The organism is Candidatus Palauibacter sp. (genome assembly GCF_965237495.1).
Lineage (GTDB): Bacteria > Gemmatimonadota > Gemmatimonadetes > Palauibacterales > Palauibacteraceae > Palauibacter.
This window is the reverse complement of the sequence record NZ_OZ250143.1, coordinates 1,744,672-1,763,491: the sequence shown is the minus strand read 5'-3', so window position 1 is coordinate 1,763,491 and position 18,820 is coordinate 1,744,672. Positions and strand designations below refer to the sequence as shown.

The 18,820-nt window shown below is 70.1% G+C and carries 18 protein-coding genes; 17 read left to right on the top strand and 1 reads right to left on the bottom strand.

The window, feature by feature from the left end:
• Nucleotides 1–51: 51 nt before the first annotated feature.
• The 4 genes from ACPXY0_RS07715 to ACPXY0_RS07700 are packed head-to-tail and all read left to right on the top strand — an operon-like array spanning nucleotide 52 to nucleotide 5,507.
• A complete protein-coding gene (locus ACPXY0_RS07715; RefSeq protein ID WP_419941851.1) occupies nucleotides 52–660 on the top strand; it encodes a hypothetical protein in 609 nt (202 codons plus the stop codon).
• 31 nt (nucleotides 661–691) lie between these two features.
• A complete protein-coding gene (gene serS, locus ACPXY0_RS07710; RefSeq protein WP_423929972.1) occupies nucleotides 692–2,014 on the top strand; it encodes a serine--tRNA ligase in 1,323 nt (440 codons plus the stop codon).
• Nucleotides 2,011–3,210 carry an ATP-binding protein gene (locus ACPXY0_RS07705; RefSeq protein ID WP_423929970.1) on the top strand — a complete coding sequence of 400 codons (1,200 nt, stop codon included), beginning with the start codon at nucleotides 2,011–2,013 and terminating at the stop codon, nucleotides 3,208–3,210. Before serS ends, ACPXY0_RS07705 begins: the two co-directional genes overlap by 4 nt.
• Entirely contained in the window at nucleotides 3,207–5,507 is a 2,301-nt protein-coding gene (locus ACPXY0_RS07700; RefSeq protein WP_423929968.1) for an ATP-dependent helicase, read from the top strand. The genes ACPXY0_RS07705 and ACPXY0_RS07700 overlap by 4 nt, the downstream gene beginning before the upstream one ends.
• A gap of 10 nt (nucleotides 5,508–5,517) precedes the next feature.
• On the opposite strand, the gene ACPXY0_RS07695 is transcribed toward ACPXY0_RS07700, so the two are convergent.
• Nucleotides 5,518–5,985 (bottom strand): hypothetical protein, encoded by a 468-nt coding sequence (locus ACPXY0_RS07695; RefSeq protein WP_423929966.1) that lies wholly within the window; start codon nucleotides 5,983–5,985, stop codon nucleotides 5,518–5,520.
• A 127-nt stretch (nucleotides 5,986–6,112) separates the two neighbouring features.
• Here ACPXY0_RS07695 and murA point away from each other — a divergent pair, with 127 nt between their 5' ends.
• From murA to rpsO, 13 genes are all read left to right on the top strand, one after another.
• Nucleotides 6,113–7,402: a UDP-N-acetylglucosamine 1-carboxyvinyltransferase gene (gene murA / locus ACPXY0_RS07690; protein WP_423929964.1), complete on the top strand. Its 1,290-nt coding sequence runs from the start codon at nucleotides 6,113–6,115 to the stop codon at nucleotides 7,400–7,402.
• Nucleotides 7,399–8,214, top strand: a complete 816-nt coding sequence (locus ACPXY0_RS07685) for a polyphenol oxidase family protein (RefSeq protein ID WP_423929962.1) — start codon at nucleotides 7,399–7,401, stop codon at nucleotides 8,212–8,214. The genes murA and ACPXY0_RS07685 overlap by 4 nt, the downstream gene beginning before the upstream one ends.
• Nucleotides 8,215–8,281: 67 nt before the next feature.
• Nucleotides 8,282–8,914, top strand: a complete 633-nt coding sequence (rimP, locus tag ACPXY0_RS07680) for a ribosome maturation factor RimP (protein WP_423930608.1) — start codon at nucleotides 8,282–8,284, stop codon at nucleotides 8,912–8,914.
• A complete protein-coding gene (nusA, locus tag ACPXY0_RS07675) occupies nucleotides 8,911–10,326 on the top strand; it encodes a transcription termination factor NusA (protein WP_423929960.1) in 1,416 nt (471 codons plus the stop codon). Before rimP ends, nusA begins: the two co-directional genes overlap by 4 nt.
• Before the next feature lie 16 nt (nucleotides 10,327–10,342).
• A complete protein-coding gene (locus ACPXY0_RS07670; protein ID WP_419941843.1) occupies nucleotides 10,343–10,702 on the top strand; it encodes a L7Ae/L30e/S12e/Gadd45 family ribosomal protein in 360 nt (119 codons plus the stop codon).
• Nucleotides 10,699–13,398: a translation initiation factor IF-2 gene (gene infB, locus ACPXY0_RS07665; protein WP_423929958.1), complete on the top strand. Its 2,700-nt coding sequence runs from the start codon at nucleotides 10,699–10,701 to the stop codon at nucleotides 13,396–13,398. The genes ACPXY0_RS07670 and infB overlap by 4 nt, the downstream gene beginning before the upstream one ends.
• A gap of 16 nt (nucleotides 13,399–13,414) precedes the next feature.
• Complete coding sequence (locus tag ACPXY0_RS07660; RefSeq protein WP_419941841.1) at nucleotides 13,415–13,699, top strand: DUF503 domain-containing protein; 285 nt, start codon at nucleotides 13,415–13,417, stop codon at nucleotides 13,697–13,699.
• A 28-nt stretch (nucleotides 13,700–13,727) separates the two neighbouring features.
• Complete coding sequence (gene rbfA / locus ACPXY0_RS07655; RefSeq protein ID WP_419166314.1) at nucleotides 13,728–14,084, top strand: 30S ribosome-binding factor RbfA; 357 nt, start codon at nucleotides 13,728–13,730, stop codon at nucleotides 14,082–14,084.
• Entirely contained in the window at nucleotides 14,074–14,988 is a 915-nt protein-coding gene (gene truB, locus ACPXY0_RS07650) for a tRNA pseudouridine(55) synthase TruB (protein WP_423929955.1), read from the top strand. The genes rbfA and truB overlap by 11 nt, the downstream gene beginning before the upstream one ends.
• Nucleotides 14,985–15,908, top strand: coding sequence for a bifunctional riboflavin kinase/FAD synthetase (locus tag ACPXY0_RS07645; protein ID WP_423929953.1), 924 nt, complete (start codon nucleotides 14,985–14,987; stop codon nucleotides 15,906–15,908). Before truB ends, ACPXY0_RS07645 begins: the two co-directional genes overlap by 4 nt.
• Nucleotides 15,909–15,950: 42 nt before the next feature.
• Nucleotides 15,951–17,069, top strand: coding sequence for a 6-bladed beta-propeller (locus ACPXY0_RS07640; RefSeq protein ID WP_423929951.1), 1,119 nt, complete (start codon nucleotides 15,951–15,953; stop codon nucleotides 17,067–17,069).
• Between the two features lie 50 nt (nucleotides 17,070–17,119).
• Complete coding sequence (locus ACPXY0_RS07635) at nucleotides 17,120–18,220, top strand: ATP-binding cassette domain-containing protein (protein WP_423929949.1); 1,101 nt, start codon at nucleotides 17,120–17,122, stop codon at nucleotides 18,218–18,220.
• Between the two features lie 130 nt (nucleotides 18,221–18,350).
• A complete protein-coding gene (gene rpsO / locus ACPXY0_RS07630) occupies nucleotides 18,351–18,647 on the top strand; it encodes a 30S ribosomal protein S15 (protein ID WP_419936833.1) in 297 nt (98 codons plus the stop codon).
• The last annotated feature ends 173 nt before the right edge of the window (nucleotides 18,648–18,820 follow it).

The following is an 18,820-nucleotide window of genomic DNA, read 5'->3' as shown; positions in this document are numbered from 1 at the left end:
CCCCACCCCCGACGCCACGCCGGTGTCCCGCCGCGCGGAAGCCCTTTTTTCTTGCCTGAGACACGGCGGAACGCCAGTTTCCGCGCCATGCTCCCTCGCGACCGAAGGCCCCCCGCCGCTCTCCCGGCGGCGCTGATTCTCGTACTCGCCGTGGCCGCCTGCGACGATCCGTTCGCGGCCTTCCTCGGCGACGTACCCCTCACGCCCACGGAGACCACGCTGTTCGACTACCAGACGGCGCGTATCCAGGATCCCCCGGCCTTCGACATCGTGCGCGCCGTCCCGGCGCGCGTCGACCAGACGCTCCACTGGGATTTCCTGTTCCAGATCCGTGCCGGCGTGCCGGAACTGGTCCCGTTCTCGGCGGCGGCGGACAGCGTGACGGATTCGGGCCTCCAGGTGACGGACGAGCGCTTCGAGGAGGTCCTCGAGGCCCCGGAGGAGGGGTACACGCTCAACAGCCCCGTGCCGGTCCGCCCCGGCGACGTGCTCATCGGGCGCAGCCGGGTCGACCCGACCCAGTTCCTCGCCTGCAGCCGGTACGCGAAGCTCCGGATCCTCGATGTCGACCTGGAGGCGGGTACGCTCACCTTCGAGCACCTCGTGAACCCGAACTGCGGTGACACCGTGCTCGAACCGGGGGAGCACGGGTCGTTATGATGCCTGCCTCCGCGACGGGCCCTGCCTGACCATGCTCGACCTGAAGGCCATGAGAGAGGCTCCCGCCCTCGTTCTCGACGCCATGGCGCGACGCGGCGATGAGCGGGCAGTGCGGCTCGTGGAGGAGACCGTCAGGGCCGACGAGGCGAGACGACGCCTCATCCATGAGGTGGAAGTCCTCCGGGCCGAACGGAACGCGGCGTCGAAGGCGATCGCCGCGGCGAAGAAGGCCGGCGAGGACGCATCGCGGCAGATCGAGGTGATGAGGCGCGTGGCGGCGCGCATCAAGGCCCTGGATGCCGACCTCGCCCGTACGGAGGCCGGGATTCGCGAGAACCTGCTCCGGATCCCGAACATCCCCGACCCCCGTGTACCGCCGGGCGAGGAGGGGGAGGGGCCGACGATCGCGGAGTGGGGTCGCCCGCGGAAGGACGACATCCCGCCGCACTGGGAACTCGGCGCCACCCACGGGTACACGGATCCCGGCGGCGCGGGATTTCCGGGCGGGCGAACCCCCGCTCTGGACATCGAACGCGGCACGAGGATCGCGGGCTCGGGCTTCCCGCTGCTCGTCGGGGGTGGAGCGCGGCTCTCCCGCGCGCTCATCCAGTTCATGCTCGACCTTCACGTCCGCGAGCACGGGTATCTGGAGGTGCTGCCTCCCCTGATGGTCTCTCGCGACTCGATGACGGGTACCGGGCACCTCCCGAAATTCGAGGACGACGCCTATCGAACGGATCCTGACGACCTCTTCCTCGTACCGACGGCCGAGGTCCCCCTCACGAACCTGCATCGGGGCGAGATCCTGGCCGACGCCGACCTCCCGCTCGCCTACGTCGCTCACACGCCCTGTTTCAGACGGGAAGCGGGCGCCGCGGGCCGGGATACTCGCGGGCTTCTGCGCGTCCACCAGTTCGACAAGGTCGAGCTTGTCCGCATCTGCCGGCCGGAAGAGTCGGAGGCGCAACTCGAACTTCTCACCCGCCACGCCGAACGGGTGCTCGAACTCCTCGAGATCCCGTATCGGCGCGTGCTGCTCCCGCTGGGGGATCTCGGCTTCGCCAACGCGATCACGTACGACCTGGAGATCTGGGCCCCCGGCGTCGAGGCATGGCTCGAAGTGTCGAGTTGCTCATCCTACACGGACTACCAGGCGCGACGGGCCGACATCCGGTATCGGCCCCGGCCCGGTGCGCGTCCCGCCCACGTCCACACGCTGAACGGCTCGGCGCTCGCGCTGGCCCGGCTGCTCGTCGTCCTGCTCGAGACCGGATTCCGCCGGGGCGAGGGGGTCCTGCTCCCGGAGATCCTGCACCCCTACCTCGGCTTCGAGCGCCTCGAGCTCTGCCGGTGACCCGGTTCTGGACCCGTCGCGGGGCCGCCCTTCTCGTCGCGATCCTCTCCTCCGGCGTCCTGCTTTCCTTCGTCGTCTTCTCCCGACAGCAGGCCGAGGAGCGGCGTCTCGACGCGGCGGTCTTCGGGCGGCTGCGGGCCATCAGCGTCGCCGCCGCCGCCGGCAACCTATCGGTGGAGGAGGTCAACGAACTGTGGAACGGGGCCTCGGCGGAAGTCCTCGCCCAGGTGGAGCGGCTTCAGATCCCCGTCGTGGTCTCGGACACGCTCGGGAACCCGACGAGCTGGGCCCACCTGCCCGACGACTTCCCGCGCGGCCCCGACGGCAAACCCGACGAACAGGCGCTGCGGTCTCACTTCGAGGCGCCCGGCCTGCAGGTGCATTTCGGCGATCCCGAGTTTCTCCGCCGCCTGGAGTGGATCCCGTGGCTGGCGGCGGCCGCGCTGGTCGTCATCGTGGGCGGCGGCGCGTGGCTCCTCCTCACCTCGTTCAGGAGCGAGAGAGAACGCATCTGGTCCGCGATGGCCCGGGAGTCGGCGCACCAGATGGGGACTCCGCTGAGTTCTCTCGTCGGCTGGCTCGAGGTTCTGGAGCATCGGCCGCGCCCGGAAGCGGCCCGGGTGGGCCAGCCCGATCTCATCGACGAGATGGCGGCGGATGTGAACCGCCTGCAGAAGGTGTCCCGCCGCTTCGAACTCATCGGCCACAAGCCCAAGCTCGAACCGGTCTCGGTGCGCGCGACGGTCGTCCGTCTCAGGCAGTACTTCGAGGCGCGGCTCCCCACGCTGGCGCGCGCGAGCAAGATCGAGATCGAGGTCGACATCGACCCCGAGGCTCCCGATGTGCTCGGGAACGAGACCCTCCTGGAGTGGGCGTTCGAGAACCTGGTCCGCAACGCCGTGGATGCGCTGGCGACGGAGGGCGGACGGATCGGGATCTCCCATCTCGGTCCCAACGGGAAGCGGTCGGTCTTTCGGGTGAGGGATACCGGGCCCGGTATCCCTCCGGCCCTGGGCGACAAGATCTTCAATATCGGCGTCACGACGAAGGAACGCGGCTGGGGCGTCGGCCTTTCTCTCACGCGCCGCATCATCGAGGACATGCACGACGGGTCCATCCGGCTCGAGGACACGCCGCGCGGCGCGAGCTTCCGGATCGAACTCCCGCGCCATCGCCCGCGGAAGCCGCGGCGGTGAGCGGGCTTCGGCTGAACCCCGAGCAGCGGGAGGCGGTCGAACACCCCGAGGGTCCGCTCCTCGTGCTCGCCGGCGCGGGGTCCGGCAAGACACGCGTGCTCACGGCGCGGGCCGCCCGCCTGATCCGCGAAGGCCTGGCCCCCGGCCGCCTTCTCGCCGTCACGTTCACGAACAAGGCGGCCGGCGAGATGCGGGAGCGGATCGAAGGCCTCATCGGGCGATCGACGCGCGGCCTCTGGATCGGGACTTTCCACTCGATCGCCGCCCGGCTGCTTCGCATCGAAGCGCCGCACACATCACGCACGCACGCCTTCACGATCTACGACGAAGACGACTCCATCCGCACGATCCGGGACGTGATGTCGTCGCTGGGGCACGATCCGAAACGCTGGTCGCCCCGCGCCGTGAAGACCCGGATCTCCTCCGCCAAGAACGCCCTCGTGGGGCCCGCCGAATACGCCGCGGACGCGTTCGATCCGTTCGGGAAGATCGTGGCTGCGGTGTACCCCGCGTATCGGCGTGAACTCGAACGGCGGAACGCCTACGACTTCGACGATCTCCTGTCCGAAACCGTCCGGCTGGTCGAGGGGGAGGAGGGCGTCGGGGAACGATACGCCGCCCGCTTCGTGCACGTGCTGGTCGACGAATATCAGGACACGAACCACGCCCAGTACCGGATCGTGAAGGCGCTGGCCGCCGCCTACCGGAACCTTTGCGTGGTCGGGGACGACGATCAGGCCGTGTACGGATGGAGGGGGGCCGACATCCGGAACATCCTGGACTTCGAGGCCGATTTCAGCGGAGCCCACGTCGTGCGGCTGGAGCGAAACTACCGTTCCACGGGGTCGATCCTCGAAGTCGCGAACGCCGTCATCTCGCAGAACTTCGCGCGCAAGCCGAAGCGGCTCCGCGCCCAACGGGAGATGGGCGATCCCATTCAGGTGGTCCGGTGCGGCGACGAGCGCGACGAGGCGGCGTGGGTTTCGTCGCGGATCGAGGGCGAGCGCGGCGATCGGGGACTGAACGAGTTCGCCGTGCTGTACCGGACGAACGCACAGTCGCGCGCGTTCGAGGAGGCGTTCCGGCGCGCCGGTATCCCGTACCGCATCGTGGGAGGCGTCCCGTTCTACGAGAGACGCGAGGTGAAGGACGTCCTCGCCTACCTTCGGCTTCTGGTCAACCCGGCCGACGACGTCGCCTTCATGCGAGCCGTGGCCTGGCCGCGCCGGGGAGTGGGGGCGAAGAGCCTGGAGCGCCTGGAGGAGGTCGCCGGCCGGCGCGATGAGCCGCTCACGCTGGCCGCGGAGCGGGCCGAGCGCGGCGACGGGATCCCCGCCGCGGCCCTGCGCGGACTTCGGCACTTCGTGGAAGGACTGCGGCAGGTGCGCGCCTCGCTCGCGGACCGTACGGCGCGCGAGGCGATGGAGGCCTGCGTCGCCACTTTCGGCCTGGCGACGGCGCTCGCCGAGGAAGAGGACGGCGCGGACCGCCTCGAGAACGTGAGCGAACTGTTCGCCGCGGCCGAGGCGTTCGAGCGAGAGGATGCCGAGGATGCGGTCGACGAAGCGTCCGACCTCGAACTGTTCCTGCAGTCCGTGTCGCTGCGCTCGGACCTCGACGAGGCGGATTTCGAGGGCGAAGCCGTGACGCTGATCACCCTGCACAACGCGAAGGGCCTCGAGTTCCCGGTCGTCTTCCTCGCGGGACTCGAGGAGGGGCTCTTCCCCCTCTCCCGGGCGATCGAGACCCCGGAAGGGCTCGAGGAGGAGCGGCGCCTGTTCTACGTCGGCGTCACGAGGGCGATGGATCATCTGAATCTGACCTACGCCGACACGCGCTGGAGGGCCGGGATGTCGAGCCGGTCGGCGCCATCGAGCTTCCTCGACGAACTGCCGGCCGAACATGTGCGGTCGCGGCTCGGGGCCGGGCTCGGATTCCGCGCCCGGCGACCGTGGAGCGGCGCGGCCTCCCGGCGCCGTTCCTTCGCGGGCGGCGGGGCGGCCACGCGCCCGGACGCGACGGGTGCGGACCGCTCGTACTCGTGGCGACAGGGCCCCGCGCGCTCATCGGGTCGGGAAGGGGGTGCCGGCGAGGAAGGCGAACTCCGGTACGACTACGAAGATTCACAGGAGCCGCTGGCTTTGGCGCCGGGCGTTCGGGTCGTGCATCCCCGCTTCGGGGCGGGGGAAATCCTTCAGGTGCATGGATACGGGCGCGAGGCGAGGGTCGACATCGACTTCGACGACGCCGGCCGCAAGAAGGTCGTCGTCGCCTACGCGGGGCTGCGTCCGGCCTGAATCGGGACGGTCAGCCTGGTGGGCGGTCCCCGATGGCGCGCCCCCCCGGTTTTTCGCCCGATACCTTGCGGCTTCCGCGCCGCAGCCCGCGCAGCAGCGAGGCCGTGGAGACGAAGGCCGCCTCCGCCTCCTCCTGGATGACCGCCACGAGCGCCGCGACCTCGACCACGCGTTCCTCGACGAGTTCCACCATGCGTCCGGTCGACTCGGTCGCGTTGCTGATGGCGTCGCTCACGTCGTCCACATCGCGCTTCAGGCGCGCCGCGATCTGTCGGGCCTGGTCGCTGGCCTGTTCGGCGTTGCGCAGCACCGGCCGGAGCCGCTCGTTGAGGTCGGTGACCGCGCCGGATACGCGTACAAGCGGCTCGCGCACGTCGCGCAGAAGCCGGATTCCGTACACCAGCATGGCGAGGATCACCATGGCGACGATGACCCATAGCGCCATGCCGACAACGACCGCGATCTCGAAGGTGGACACCGCCACTCCTTACGGGGGAAGTTGGAGGGGAGTATAGGCCCGGCCCCCGAGGGGCTCAACATCGCTTGCCCTCCTCCGCCCGCCGGCTACTTTCCGCGCGGTCGAGGGACGGGTGGGAGGAGACGCGATGCACTTTCGGATCGAGGGCGGACACGCGCTGAGCGGCGTGTTCACGCCGGCCGGGAACAAGAACGCCGCCCTTCCGGTCCTCGCCGGAGTCCTCCTGACGCGTGAACCCGTCCGGCTGGAGAACGTCCCTCGCATCCAGGACGTGGAGACGCTGCTCCGCCTGCTCGAGGATCTCGGGGTGCGCGGCAGCTGGGCCGGCCCGGGCGTCCTCGAGTTGAGCGCCGCGGACATCGCTCCGGGAGCGGCGCTCGACCCGGAAGTCGTCGGACGCATCCGGGCCTCGGTGCTTCTGGCCGGCCCGATGCTGGCCCGCATCGGCACGTTTCAGCTCGCCCAGCCGGGCGGCGATTTCATCGGCCGGCGGCGCCTCGACACGCACATGCTCGCGCTCCAGGCGCTGGGCGCGACGGTGGACGTCGGGGACCACTATCTGCTGCGGGCCCGTCGACTTCACGGCGCTTCGATCTTTCTGGACGAACCCTCGGTCACGGGGACGGAAAACGCCGTGCTTGCGGCGGTGACGGCGAAGGGGACGACGGAACTTCGCAACGCGGCGAGCGAGCCGCACGTGCAGGAACTGTGCCGTTTTCTCGTCACGCTCGGCGCCAGGATCGAAGGAATCGGGACCCCGCGACTGCTCATCGAGGGGGTGGACGCCCTCGGAGGCGGGACCTTTCGGCTCGGGTCCGACCACATCGAGGTCGGGAGCGTGATCGGTCTCGCCGCGGCGACCGGTTCGAACCTTCGTATCGCGGACGTGGACCGAGCCCATTTCGACCCGCTGCGGGTCGGATTCCAGCGCCTCGGGGTGGAGTTCGGCTGGCGCGACGACCACCTGCTCGTGCACGGGGCCGGCGGAATCGAGATCCGGCCCGACCTCGGCGGCCAGATTCCCAAGCTCGACGACGGACCCTGGCCGGCCTTTCCCGCCGACCTGACCAGCATCGCCCTCGTGACCGCGACCCAATGCCGCGGCATCGTGCTCATCCACGAGAAGATGTTCGAGTCCCGGATGTTCTTCGTGGACAAGGTGATCGCGATGGGGGGCCGAATCGTCCTCTGCGACCCGCACCGCGCGGTCGTGGTCGGGCCGTCCCCCCTGCGAGGGGCGAGGCTGGAGAGTCCCGACATTCGCGCCGGCATGGCGCTGCTCATCGCGGCCCTCGCGGCGGAAGGCACGAGCGAGGTGCACAACATCGGCCAGATCGAGCGCGGATACGAGCGCATCCACGAACGACTGGGCGCGCTGGGCGCCCGGATCGAACGCGTCGCGCCGGACGGCCCGTGACGCCCGGGCGGGTCGCGGCGGGGGGCGCCCCGGAGGAAATCATCGGCGCCCGGGCGCTCGATGGGTTCGAAGTCGAGGAAGTCTCGCGTGAGGGGGTCCTCAGGCTGACGCCGTGGGAGGCGCTGGATCCGAACATCGTGTGTGGCATCACCATGGCCGCCCGGGGAGATTTCGGGGTTGCGGCCTCGTCACCGGCGCGGGTGGCGGAGGCCTACGGGACGCTGGCCCGCGGACTCGGCTTCGGCCGCGTATCGGTGCCGACGCAGGTCCACGGTACCGCGATCCACGAGGTGCCGCGCCGTTCGGGCACGGAGGGTGCGGTCCCCGTCGTCGAACGGGCGGGTCGCGTCGATGGCCAGGTCACGGGCGCCCGGGGGTGCCTGCTCGCCGCCACGGCGGCCGATTGCGTTCCCATGGCGCTCTGGAGTCGGGCGACGGGACGGATGGGCCTCGTCCACGCCGGGTGGAGAGGGGCCGCGGCGGGGATCCTTGTGCGCGCCCTCGTCGGTCTGTGGCGGACCGGCGGAGGTGCGCCCGGGGAGCTTCGCGTGCACTTCGGCCCGGCCATCTGCGGCGGCTGTTACGAGGTCGACAGGCCCGTGCTCGCGGCCTTCGGTTTCCCGGGAGGGCGCGCCCGCCTTGATCTGAGGGGCCTGCTGGCCGGGCAGGCCCTCGCGGCGGGAGTGGACCACGCCTCGATCTCGAGTTCACGGCATTGTACCGCCTGCGGTCCGATCCCCCTGCACTCCCATCGCGCGAGTGGCGGCAAGGCGGGCCGGATGGCCGCGTTTCTGGGGCGCCGAAGGGACTGATACGACCCCCGCCGGGCTTGGTTGCCGCCGGTTTGCGTCCGCCCTATCTTGACAGCCGCAGGTCCACATACCGTCCCGCGCGGGCCCGGCGGGCGATGGCGTTACTCGAAGTGGGGAAGCTGTACGGGCCCCACTTTTTTTTGCTGATAAACGGTTACCGGGCGCGGCCGCGGGCCGCCGGAGGTCGACCATTCTGGACGCGGCGCACATCGAGCGGGCCGTCGAGGCCCTGGGGTTCGAGGTCGTGCAGCTGGAGCGCGGAGGAGGCCGCCGCCGGCCGCTGCTCCGGCTCCGGATCGACCGCCCGGACGTTTCGGCCGGCCAATCGGGCGTCACGGTGGAGGATTGCGCGGCGGTCGCGATGGAACTCCGCGCCCGTTCGGCGGAAGCGGACGTGGGAGAGGAGAACTGGGTGCTGGAAGTCTCCTCCCCGGGAGTCGACCGGCCGCTGGTGAAGGCGGCGGACTACGCGCGCTTCGCGGGGTCGCGGGTCCGCGTGAAGGGGTACGTGCCGCTGGCGGAACGCGGGCGGCGCCTCGACGGGACGCTCCTCGGGCTGGCCGCCGGGCCCCCGGAGGCGTTTGCGCTGGAGGTCGATGGGGATCGCGTGGAGATTCCGCTGGAGGCCGTTGCCTCCGCGCGTCTTGTATACGACTGGGACGCGGTGGAAGGCGGCGAGGGAGATAGAGGGAAGAGATGAGCGATCAGATCCCGGTCGTTGAGGCGTTCCGCATGATGGCGGCCAACAAGTCGCTGACGGAACTGGAGTTGCAGGGACTCATCCGCGAGGGGATCCATGCCGCGCTGGCTCGTCGGTTCGGAGGTCCGGTCGAAGCGGAGATCGACGTCACGGACCAAGGAGACATCTCGATCGTCGTGCTGAAGGAGGTCGTGGAGGATGTCGAGGACCCCGCGCGCGAGGTCACCCTGGAGCAGGCGCGTTGGGACGATCCCGACTTCGAGGTCGGCGACCTCATGGAGATCCCGGTCGATTTCAGGGAATTCGGGCGCAGCGCCGTGATGGCAGCCAAGCAGCGGATCATCCAGCGGATTCGCGAAGGTGAGCGCGACCGGATTCGCATGGAATTCAACGATCGGGTCGGGGATCTCGTGTCGGGCGAAGTGCAGGCCAGCGAGCGGGGCAAGCTTGTCGTGATGCTGAATCGTTCCCGGGAAGCGGAGGCCATCATCCCGTGGCGAGAGCAGAATCCCCGGGAGCGTTTCCGCCAGGGCGAGCCGATCCGCGCCGTGTTGAAGCTGCTCGAGGAGACGTCTCGAGGTCCGCGGCTCGTCCTGTCGCGTGCGGACCCGCAGTTCGTCGCGTCCCTGTTCGCGCTCGAAGTGCCGGAGATCCACCAGAATATCGTGGAGATCAAGGAAATTGTCCGGGAAGCCGGGGGGCGCACCAAGGTGGCCGTCGCGTCCCGCGACGAATCCGTCGATCCGGTGGGAGCGTGCGTCGGCCTCAAGGGCTCTCGCGTGCAAGCGGTCGTTTCCGAACTGAGCGGCGAACGCATCGACATCGTCCCTTGGCACCCCGATCCCGAGATCTTCTCTCGCCGGGCGCTGGCTCCGGCCCGGGTGGCCAAGGTGATCTCCGATCAAGAGCGCCACGTGATCACCGCGATCGTCGATGAGGACCAGCTGTCGCTCGCGATCGGACGCAACGGGCAGAACGTGCGTCTGGCGTCCCAGTTGATCGGGTGGCAGATCGATCTCTACTCCAGCCGGGACTGGATGGAGCGGGGCGGCCGGAGCGGCCTGTTCGGGGGCGGGGAGGACTACGAGATTTCCGATTTTCCGCTCTCGGAACTGGAGGGAATCGCGCCCGCAACGCTGGCCGCGCTCGAGGCGGCGGGAATCGGCAGCTTCTACGGCCTGCTGGAGATGGACCGGGGGGATTTTCTCCAGGTCCCCGGGATCGGAGGGGATGAGGCGGATACGCTCGAAGCGCTGATCGACGAGCTGACCGTCGTCGAGACGCCCCCGGACGCGGCCGCGGCCGGGAAGGCGGTGGAGGAGGAGGCTGGCGAGACGGCCGACGTGGCCGGCAGCGAGATGGCCCCGGAGGCCCTGGACAGGGCGGCGGCTTCCGGGGAGGCGACCAGCTGAGCCGAGGCGGCCCGCGATGACGCTCGCGAACGGGAGGCTCGGTCTGCTCGGGATCGCGATGCGGGCGGGCCGCGTGGCGCTCGGCACCCGCGCGGTGGATGGCGCGGCGCGGAGAGGGCGGCTCGCGTTGCTCGTGGTGGCGTCGGACGCCTCACGACATGCGCTGGGCCGTTTGCCGCCCGAAGCGCGCGCGGCGTCGCGCGTCACGGTCGCAAGCCGGGAGGCGCTCGGACGGGCGCTCGGAAGGAACGATGTCGCCGTAGCGGGCGTCACGGATGTGGCGTTGGCCGCGCGGATTCTCGAAGCGGAGTGTGCTCCCGCGGGGGGCGATCACAGCTCCGGGTCGGCAGGAGACCCCGAAGGGCGGGTGCCTTGACAGAGAAACGTGTCTTCGAGGTCGCGGAGGAGTTGAGACTCGAGACGAGTCGCCTCATCCAGCTGCTTCGCGAAATGGATGTGCCCGTGCGGAGCCACATGTCCACCGTGGATCCGACGAACGTGGCGCGCCTTCACGCTCGGCTGGAGCGCGAACGGCGCGGCGAAGCCATGGCGGGAACCGCCACCCGTGTGCGCCGCCGTCGGAGGCGTCGCCGCGCGACGCCTCCGACGCTCACACCGTCGGACACGCCCGCGACCGAGGTCGCCGAGGCGGTGGAGCCGTCCGCCGATCCTCCGGCCGATCCGGTTCCTGCCCCGGACACGACGGAGGTGGCGGTGGTCGAGCCGCCGGTCGAGGCCGTCGTGGAGGTCCCGGAGGCCGTCGATTCCGTGGTCGAGACCCCGGAGGCCGTCGAACCCCCGGTCGTGGAGGAGATCCCGGAGCCGGAGCCCGAGGCGATCGTCGAGCCGGAGGAGGAGTCCGCGGACGCGGAGCCTACCGAGCCGGTCGAAGCGGAAATCGACCAGGCCGATGCCGCCCGGGATGCGCCGGAACCCGCTGCGGAAGAGCCGTCCGCACCATCCCGCCGCGAGCGCCGACCCAAGCCGGTGCGACGCGACATGCCGGCGGACGCGCCGCCGGGCGCCGCCGGGTCGGGGCCGACCGCCTCGGCCGGCCCGGGAGGCAAGGTGAGGATCTCGGCCGCGGGCTACACGGTCGACGGCCGTCGCAAGGCCCGGGGAGGGGAACGGAAGAAGCGCCGTCGGGTGGACGGGAACGCGGTTCAGCAGAACTTCAGAAAGACGCTCGCCGCGATGGGCCAGTCCCCGACGCGGAAGCGGCGCCGGGATACGCAGCAGCAGCAGCGGGAGGCCGAGAAGGAGCAGCGCGAAATCGAGCGGCAGGTGGAGAAGGCCACGGTACGGGTCAATGAATTCCTCACCGTGTCCGAACTCGCCGATCTCATCGAGGTCGCCCCGCAGGTGATCATCACATCCGCGTTCAAGAACCTCGGTCTGATGGTGACCATTAACCAGCGCCTCGACTTCGAGCAGATCGAGCTCATCTGCGAGGAAGCCGATTACAGCGCGATCCGGGAGGAGGCCTTCGAGGCGCACCTCGCCACCATCGACGAGGACGACGCCGAGGAGGAGGGCAAGCTCGCGCCGCGGCCCCCGATCGTGACCGTCATGGGTCATGTCGACCACGGAAAGACCTCGCTGCTGGACCGCATTCGCAGGACCAACGTGATCGCGGGCGAAGCGGGAGGGATCACGCAGCACATCGGCGCTTATCACGTGAAACTCTCGGAGGAACGCACGATCACGTTTCTCGACACGCCGGGTCACGAGGCCTTCACCGCCATGCGCGCGCGTGGCGCGGAGGTGACGGATGTCGTGATCCTGGTCGTCGCGGCCGACGACTCCGTGATGCCGCAGACGATCGAAGCGATCAGCCATGCCAGGAACGCGGGCGTACCGCTCGTTGTGGCGGTCAACAAGATCGATCTCCCGTCCTCCGACGTGAACAAGGTGAAGCGGGAACTGCTCGCGCATGAAGTCGTGCTCGAGGAGTTTGGCGGCGACGTCCTGGGCGCGAGCGTGTCCGCGAAGACGGGCGCCGGACTCGAAGACCTGATGGAGAAGGTTCTCCTACAGGCCGAGTTGCTTGAGCTGGGGGCGAACCCGGATCGTGACGCCCGCGGCACCGTAGTCGAGGCCCAGCTCGACAAGGGCATGGGGGCCGTGGCGACGGTCCTGATCCAGAGTGGCACGCTGCGGGTCGGTGCGGACTTCGTGTGCGGGCTGCACGCCGGACGGGTCCGGGCGCTGCTCGACGAGCGTGGCCGGAAGGTGAACCGCGCGGGGCCCGGCGTCCCGGTGAGGGTGCTCGGGCTCGAGGGCGTCCCGCAGGCCGGTGATTCCCTCGTCGTCCTTCCTGCGGCGCGCGTCCGCGAGATCGTGAGCCGACGCCAGCAGCTCGAGCGTGAGAAGGACATTCGCCGCAAGGCCACGGGGACGCGTCTCGAGGACGTGTTCGAGGCGGTCAAGGCCGGCGAGCGCGCCCGGCTGAACATCGTCATCAAGGGCGACACCGACGGATCCGTGCAGGCGCTCTCCGACAGCCTCGAGCGCCTCTCGACGGACGAAGTCTCGGTCGAGGTCATCCACCGGGCGGTCGGCGGCATCAACGAGTCCGACATCCTCCTCGCCTCGACCTCGCAGGCGATCATCGTCGGCTTCCACGTACGTCCCGACGCGGGCGCCGCGGCCACGGCCGAGCGCGAATCGATCGAGATCCGGATCTACAACGTGATCTACGAGGCGGTCGAGGAGATCCGCCTCGCCCTCGAGGGTCTGCTGGTGCCCGAACAGCGGGAGATCACGGTGGGGATGGCCGAGATCCGGGAACTCTTCCGCGTCCCCAAGGCGGGGACGATCGCCGGCTGCTACGTCCAGTCCGGCGAGATTCGGCGCAACCTCCCCATCCGCCTGCTCCGCGACCAGGTCCAGATCTACCAGGGGCGGATCGAGAGTCTGAGGCGGTTCAAGGAGGACGTGCGCCAGGTCAGGGGCGGGTACGAGTGCGGCATCTCCGTCGAGAATTACAACGATATCAAGACTGGCGATGTGATCGAGTGCTTCGAGGTCGTGGAAGTCGCCCGCACCCTCTCCGGAGCACCGGCCGGCTGACGCCGCGCGAGGTGTCGTGGCCGTCATCGGGGTGGGTCGCTGGGTCTTTCACCTTCCGGGCTGCCGGTCGCTCAAGACGAAGCGTTCGGTCATCCGTGGCCTTCGCGAGCGGGCGATCGGGAAGTTCCGGGTCTCGGCCGCGGAGACCGGTCTGCAGGACCGCGCGTCGATGGCCGAGATCACGGTCTCCGTCGTCTCCGGTGATCGCCGCCACGCCGAGTCCGTGCTGGGCGGCGTGGACCGCTTCCTGCGCTCGGACCCTCGGGCGCACGTCGTCGAGTCGGAGAGGGAGTTCCTTTGATCCGGCGGCGTGAGGCGGGGGCGCGGAAGTGAGCCACCGCCACCGGGGCGAGCGCCTGGGCGAGCTGTTCCGGCGGGAGTTTTCGCGGCTGCTCCTGGGTCCGCTGAAGGATCCCCGGCTGGATGGCGTGACGGTGACGGACGTACGGGCGACGAGGGACCTTTCCTTCGCCACCGTCTATGTGCGGTCCGATGGTGATGTGGCGGAGGGTATCGAGGGTCTGGAGCACGCGATCGGCTTCATTCGCCGCGAACTCGGGCGGTCACTCCGGCTCCGGAAGATTCCCGAATTCCGCTTCCTGCCGGACGAGACGCCGGAACACGCCAGCCGGATCGAAGCGCTCCTCCGCCGGGTGCGCGAGAGCGACGGGCCGAGTGAGGCCTGACGCGGGTCTGCTCCTGGTGGACAAGCCGGCCGGCGCCACGTCGCACGACATCATGCTTCGGCTGCGGCGCGCGCTCGGCGTCCGCCGGGTCGGCCACACCGGGACGCTCGATCCCTTTGCCACCGGGCTGCTCCTGGCGCTCGTGGGAGCGTTCACGCGGCTCGCGGACTTCTTTCACGCCCTCCCGAAGTCGTACGAGGCCACGCTGGAACTCGGACGGGAGACCGACACGGACGACCTCACGGGGGTGACCGTTTCGGGGAGCCCCGCCTGGCGGGGCTGCGAGGGAGAGCGGGTCCGAGCCGCCTTCGCCGCCCGTGTGGGGAAGGGACGTCAGGTGCCGTCCGTGTATTCGGCGCGGCACGTCGGCGGCGAGCGTGCCTACGATCTGGCCCGTCGCGGAGACCGGCCGGCCCTGGAGGCCCGCGAAGTGGTCTTCCACGAACTCACGGTCACGGAGGTCGACTTGCCGCGCGTCCGCTTCCGCGCCCGCGTGTCTACCGGCACCTATGTACGCGCGCTGGCCCGCGACATAGGGCGGGACCTCGGCGCCGGCGCGCACCTGACCGCGTTGCGCCGCACCGGGATCGGTCCCTTCCCGCTGGCGGAAGCGGTAGGCCCCGAGGAAGCCGCGGACGCGGTGACGGCCGCGCTTCCGGCCTGGCGCCCGGGTCCCGGAGCCCTGCCCTGGTTCCCCCAACGCCGGCTGAGCGGCCGGGAAGAGGCCGAGGTGCGCAACGGACGGCCGGTGGAACGGGGCGATCTGCTCCCTCCGCTGTGGACGGACCTCACGTCCGCGGAGCCCGAGGCGGGCCCGTTGGCCCTCGTCGCCGGCGACACTCTCGTGGCCATCGCGGAAGCCCGCGACGATCGGCTCTTCCCCAGGAAGGTGTTCCCGGCGTGAGCGGCGTGAGCGGGCTTCCGGCGCACGTGGACACCACCGTCGTCACCGTCGGGACCTTCGATGGCGTCCACCTCGGCCACCAGGCGATCCTCCGACAGGTGCGGAGCCGGGCGCAGGCGCGCGCGGGCTCGTCCGTGCTCCTTACGTTCGATCCGCATCCGCTGCGGGTCGTCCGCCCCGACGCGGCCCCGCAACTCCTCACGCTGCCGAACGAGAAGAAGGAGATCCTCGCCCAGTTCGACCTCGATTACGTCGCGTTCGTCACCTTCACGACCGAGTTCTCCCGGTATTCGCCGGAAAGGTTCGTGGAAGAGATCCTCGTGCGGCGGCTCCGCGCGTCGGAACTCGTCATCGGATACGACCACGGGTTCGGGCGCGGACGCGCCGGCGACGTGAGCGTGCTCGAGCGGCTCGGGGCCATGCACGGGTTCGATGTCGCGGTCGTGGGCGGCGTCGAGGTGGGCAGCGGGGCCGTCTCTTCCACCCGTATCCGGTGTGCGGTGGCCGAGGGCGACATGGAGGCCGCGGCCGCGGGACTGGGCCGTCCCTACTCGCTGCGCGGGACCGTGATCCACGGACTGGGACGCGGCCGGACGCTCGGCTTCCCGACCGCCAACCTCACGCCCCCCCCGCCCGACAAGCTGCTCCCCGCCGAGGGGATCTATGCGGTGCGCGCGAGTGTAGGCACCGAACTGAGGGAGGGGCTGCTGCACCTGGGCCCGCGCCCGACCTTCGTGGGCTCGCCCCCCACGATCGAGCTGTTCCTGATCGACTTCGAGCAGGACATCTACGGCGAGCGGGTCGTCGTGGAGTTCCTCCACAGGCTGCGCGAGGTGCGACCGTTCGCGACGCAGGCCGGACTGATCGAGCAGATGCGACGAGATCTGGAGGCCGGGCGCGAGTTCTTCGCGCGACGTTGAGCGGCATGGACAATGGTGATGGGTAGTGATGGGTAATTGTCGATGAGATCTCATGAGATGCTCCTGGCGACGCTGGCTGGAGCGAGCCTGCTCGCAATGCCGGGGGTGCCGGGAACCGCTTCCGCCCAGGAGCTGGTGTCCATTTCGATGGATCCTCCGGATTGTGTCGTCGGGTTGCGCGAGGTGCTTCGTCTCGGCGAACTGGAAGACACGGGAACGATCGGAGTGCGTCCAGAGATCACGCGCACCCGGGACGGAGAGTTCGTCGTCGCGAGTCCGGAGAACCGGGGGGAGCTGCTGGTCTACGATGCGGAGGGGCGCTTCCGCCGCACATTGGGGGCAGCGGGCGACGGCCCGGGAGAGTATCGGCTGCCGGGGCGCATCCGCCTCGGCCCCGATGGGAGCCTGCTGATTCTGGACATCCGCAACCGCCGCATCACGCACGTGTCGGCTGGCGGCGAGGTGCTGCAGACCGTGGACGTACGCACGCTTCAGGTCCTGGACTTCGTCGCCCTCGATGGCGACGCCCGCTTCTTCGTGTCCGGCTTCGGGGTCGGCGACGGGGGGCTGAGCGTGGTGACGGAGGTGGTCGATGGCGAGGGGACGGCGCTCGCGCGCCTCGGGTCCGTGTCCGCGGAGCCGTGGACCGCGAACTTCTTCCGTGCGCCCGTGGGTCTGGACGGCGGCGGCCGGTTGTGGTCGGCGCGGCCCGGAGGGTACGCGTTCGAGGCGTGGGAGGCGGACGGGGACCGCGAGCCGGTCCGGCGCCTTACAGGCGAGGCCGACTGGTTCGATCCCGGCCCGCCTCAGCCGGGCACGCCGATCACGGCGCCGACCCCGTCGGTCGTGATGAGCCTCCGTTTCGCCGAGGGCCTGCTGTGGATCGCGACGTGGGTCGCGGACGAGCACTGGCAGGAGAACGCCGACGTGAATCCCGCCGAGCTCCAGCTCAACCGCGTACTGGACACGGTGCTCGAGGTCGTCGACCCGGCGAGCGGAGAACTCGTCGCGCGGACGCGGCACGAGGAAGCGCTGCGCATCACGGGCGATGAGGGACTCGTGTTCGGCGTGCGCGAGGACGGCGTGGTGCCTCGAGCGGTGCTCTACGCCCCGTCCCTCGAGGGCCCCGACTGCCGTTCGCCCGATCGCCCCGGCATGTGAGCGAGGCCGGGCAAGCAGCGGCCAGGCCGGTCTTCGCGGCGGAGGGGTTCGTGAAGCGTTTCGGAGAGACGGAGGTCCTCAAGGCGGCGTCCGTCCAGGTCCGGCCGGGGCAGGTGACCGTGCTGCTGGGGCGCAACGGGTCGGGGAAGAGCACGCTGGTGCGTTGTGCCTTGGGGCTCCAGGCTGCGCAAAACGGGAGCGTGATCTGGCGGGGCGACGCGACGCTCAACCCCCGCCTCGCCCGCATGGCGCGCGAAGGCCTCTTCTTCCTCCCCGACCGCGGCCTCGCGGTGCCGCGACAGCGCGTGGAGACCCACCTCGAGACGTTGCGGGCGGCGTTCCCGCGGTCCGAACCGCCGGCGAATCAGGATCCGCTCGACGTGGCTCCCTTCGTGCGCTCCCGGATCTGGCAACTCTCGGGTGGAGAGCGCCGACGCGTGGAGCTCACCCTCGCCCTCCTTCGTGATCCGGTCTGCCTGATCGCGGACGAGCCTCTCGCGGGACTGTCGCCCGCCCATCAGGGCCGGACGGCCCGAGCCCTCCGCGATGCGGCACGGCGGGGCGCGGCGGTGTTGGTCACGGGACACGAGGTCGAGTTGCTGCTGGCCGTGGCCGATGAAGTCGTGTGGATCGTCGCCGGCGGGACGCGCGTCCTGGGGTCTCCGGAGAAGGCGTGGGCGCATCCCGAATTCGTCGGCCAATACCTCGGCCGTCGCCGACCTCGCGACTCCCCACTGAGCGCCGCAGCCTCCGCTCCGGCCCCGGTCGCGGCGAGCCTCGCCCGCCACGCGCCGGTCGGCGTTCCGCAGCGCGGGGCGGCGTGGCTTCGGCGCGCCGTACGGGTCCCGCTGCCGGTCGCGGCGTCGGTGGCCGTGATATGGGTCACGCTCCGGGCCGTGCTCGCGGCGTTGCGCGGCGCCGTCCCGTTGCCGGAAGAGGGCGGCGCGACCGGATCGGTGCTCGTGGGCGAAGTGTCGCTGCCCCTCGTCGCGGTCTGCGTCTTCCTGGCGTGGATCGACCAGCGCCGCCGGGGCGAGGCCTCCTGGCTCGCCAACCTGGGAATCGGACCGCGAGGGGCGCTTCTCCTCTGGGCGGGCACGTGCCTGAGCCTGGAGATCCTCGCGGTCGTGACTTCGGCGTGGCTTCGGTGAACAGGCCATGCGGGCGCCGCGCCGCGTAAGCGTGTACCTTTACAGCGACGAGCGCCGAATCTAAACTTATGGACTGTATCTGAAACGCCCCGGATGGGCGGCCGGCAAATTCTCCCGGCTCCTCCGCGCAATGAGGGGCAGGGACCGAGGGATATCGAACGACGTGGAAAAGACGACGAAGCAGGGAATCATAGAGAAGTTCTCGCGGCGCGAGAACGATCAGGGGTCGGCGCCGGTGCAGGTCGCGCTGCTTACGGCTCGTATCGAGGAGTTGACCGGGCACTTCCGGAGCCACCCCAAGGATCATCACAGCCGCCGGGGACTCCTGAAGATGGTCGGCCGTCGCCGCCGACTGCTCAACTACCTTCGCACGACCGATCTCGACCGCTACCGGTCGGTCATCGAGGAGCTCGGACTACGCCGTTGAGGCGATGTCCGGCCCCGAGGCTCTCCGCCGTCCGCCGCCGACGGCCCGCTTTGCCGGGCCACCCGCCATTTCATTCACGTCTCGGGCCGCCGAAGAGAACCTCTCCGCGGCCGGGGCGCTGACGGCAAAGAAGCTGATGCATAGGACACCAAACCACGCCATGAGCCCCCGCG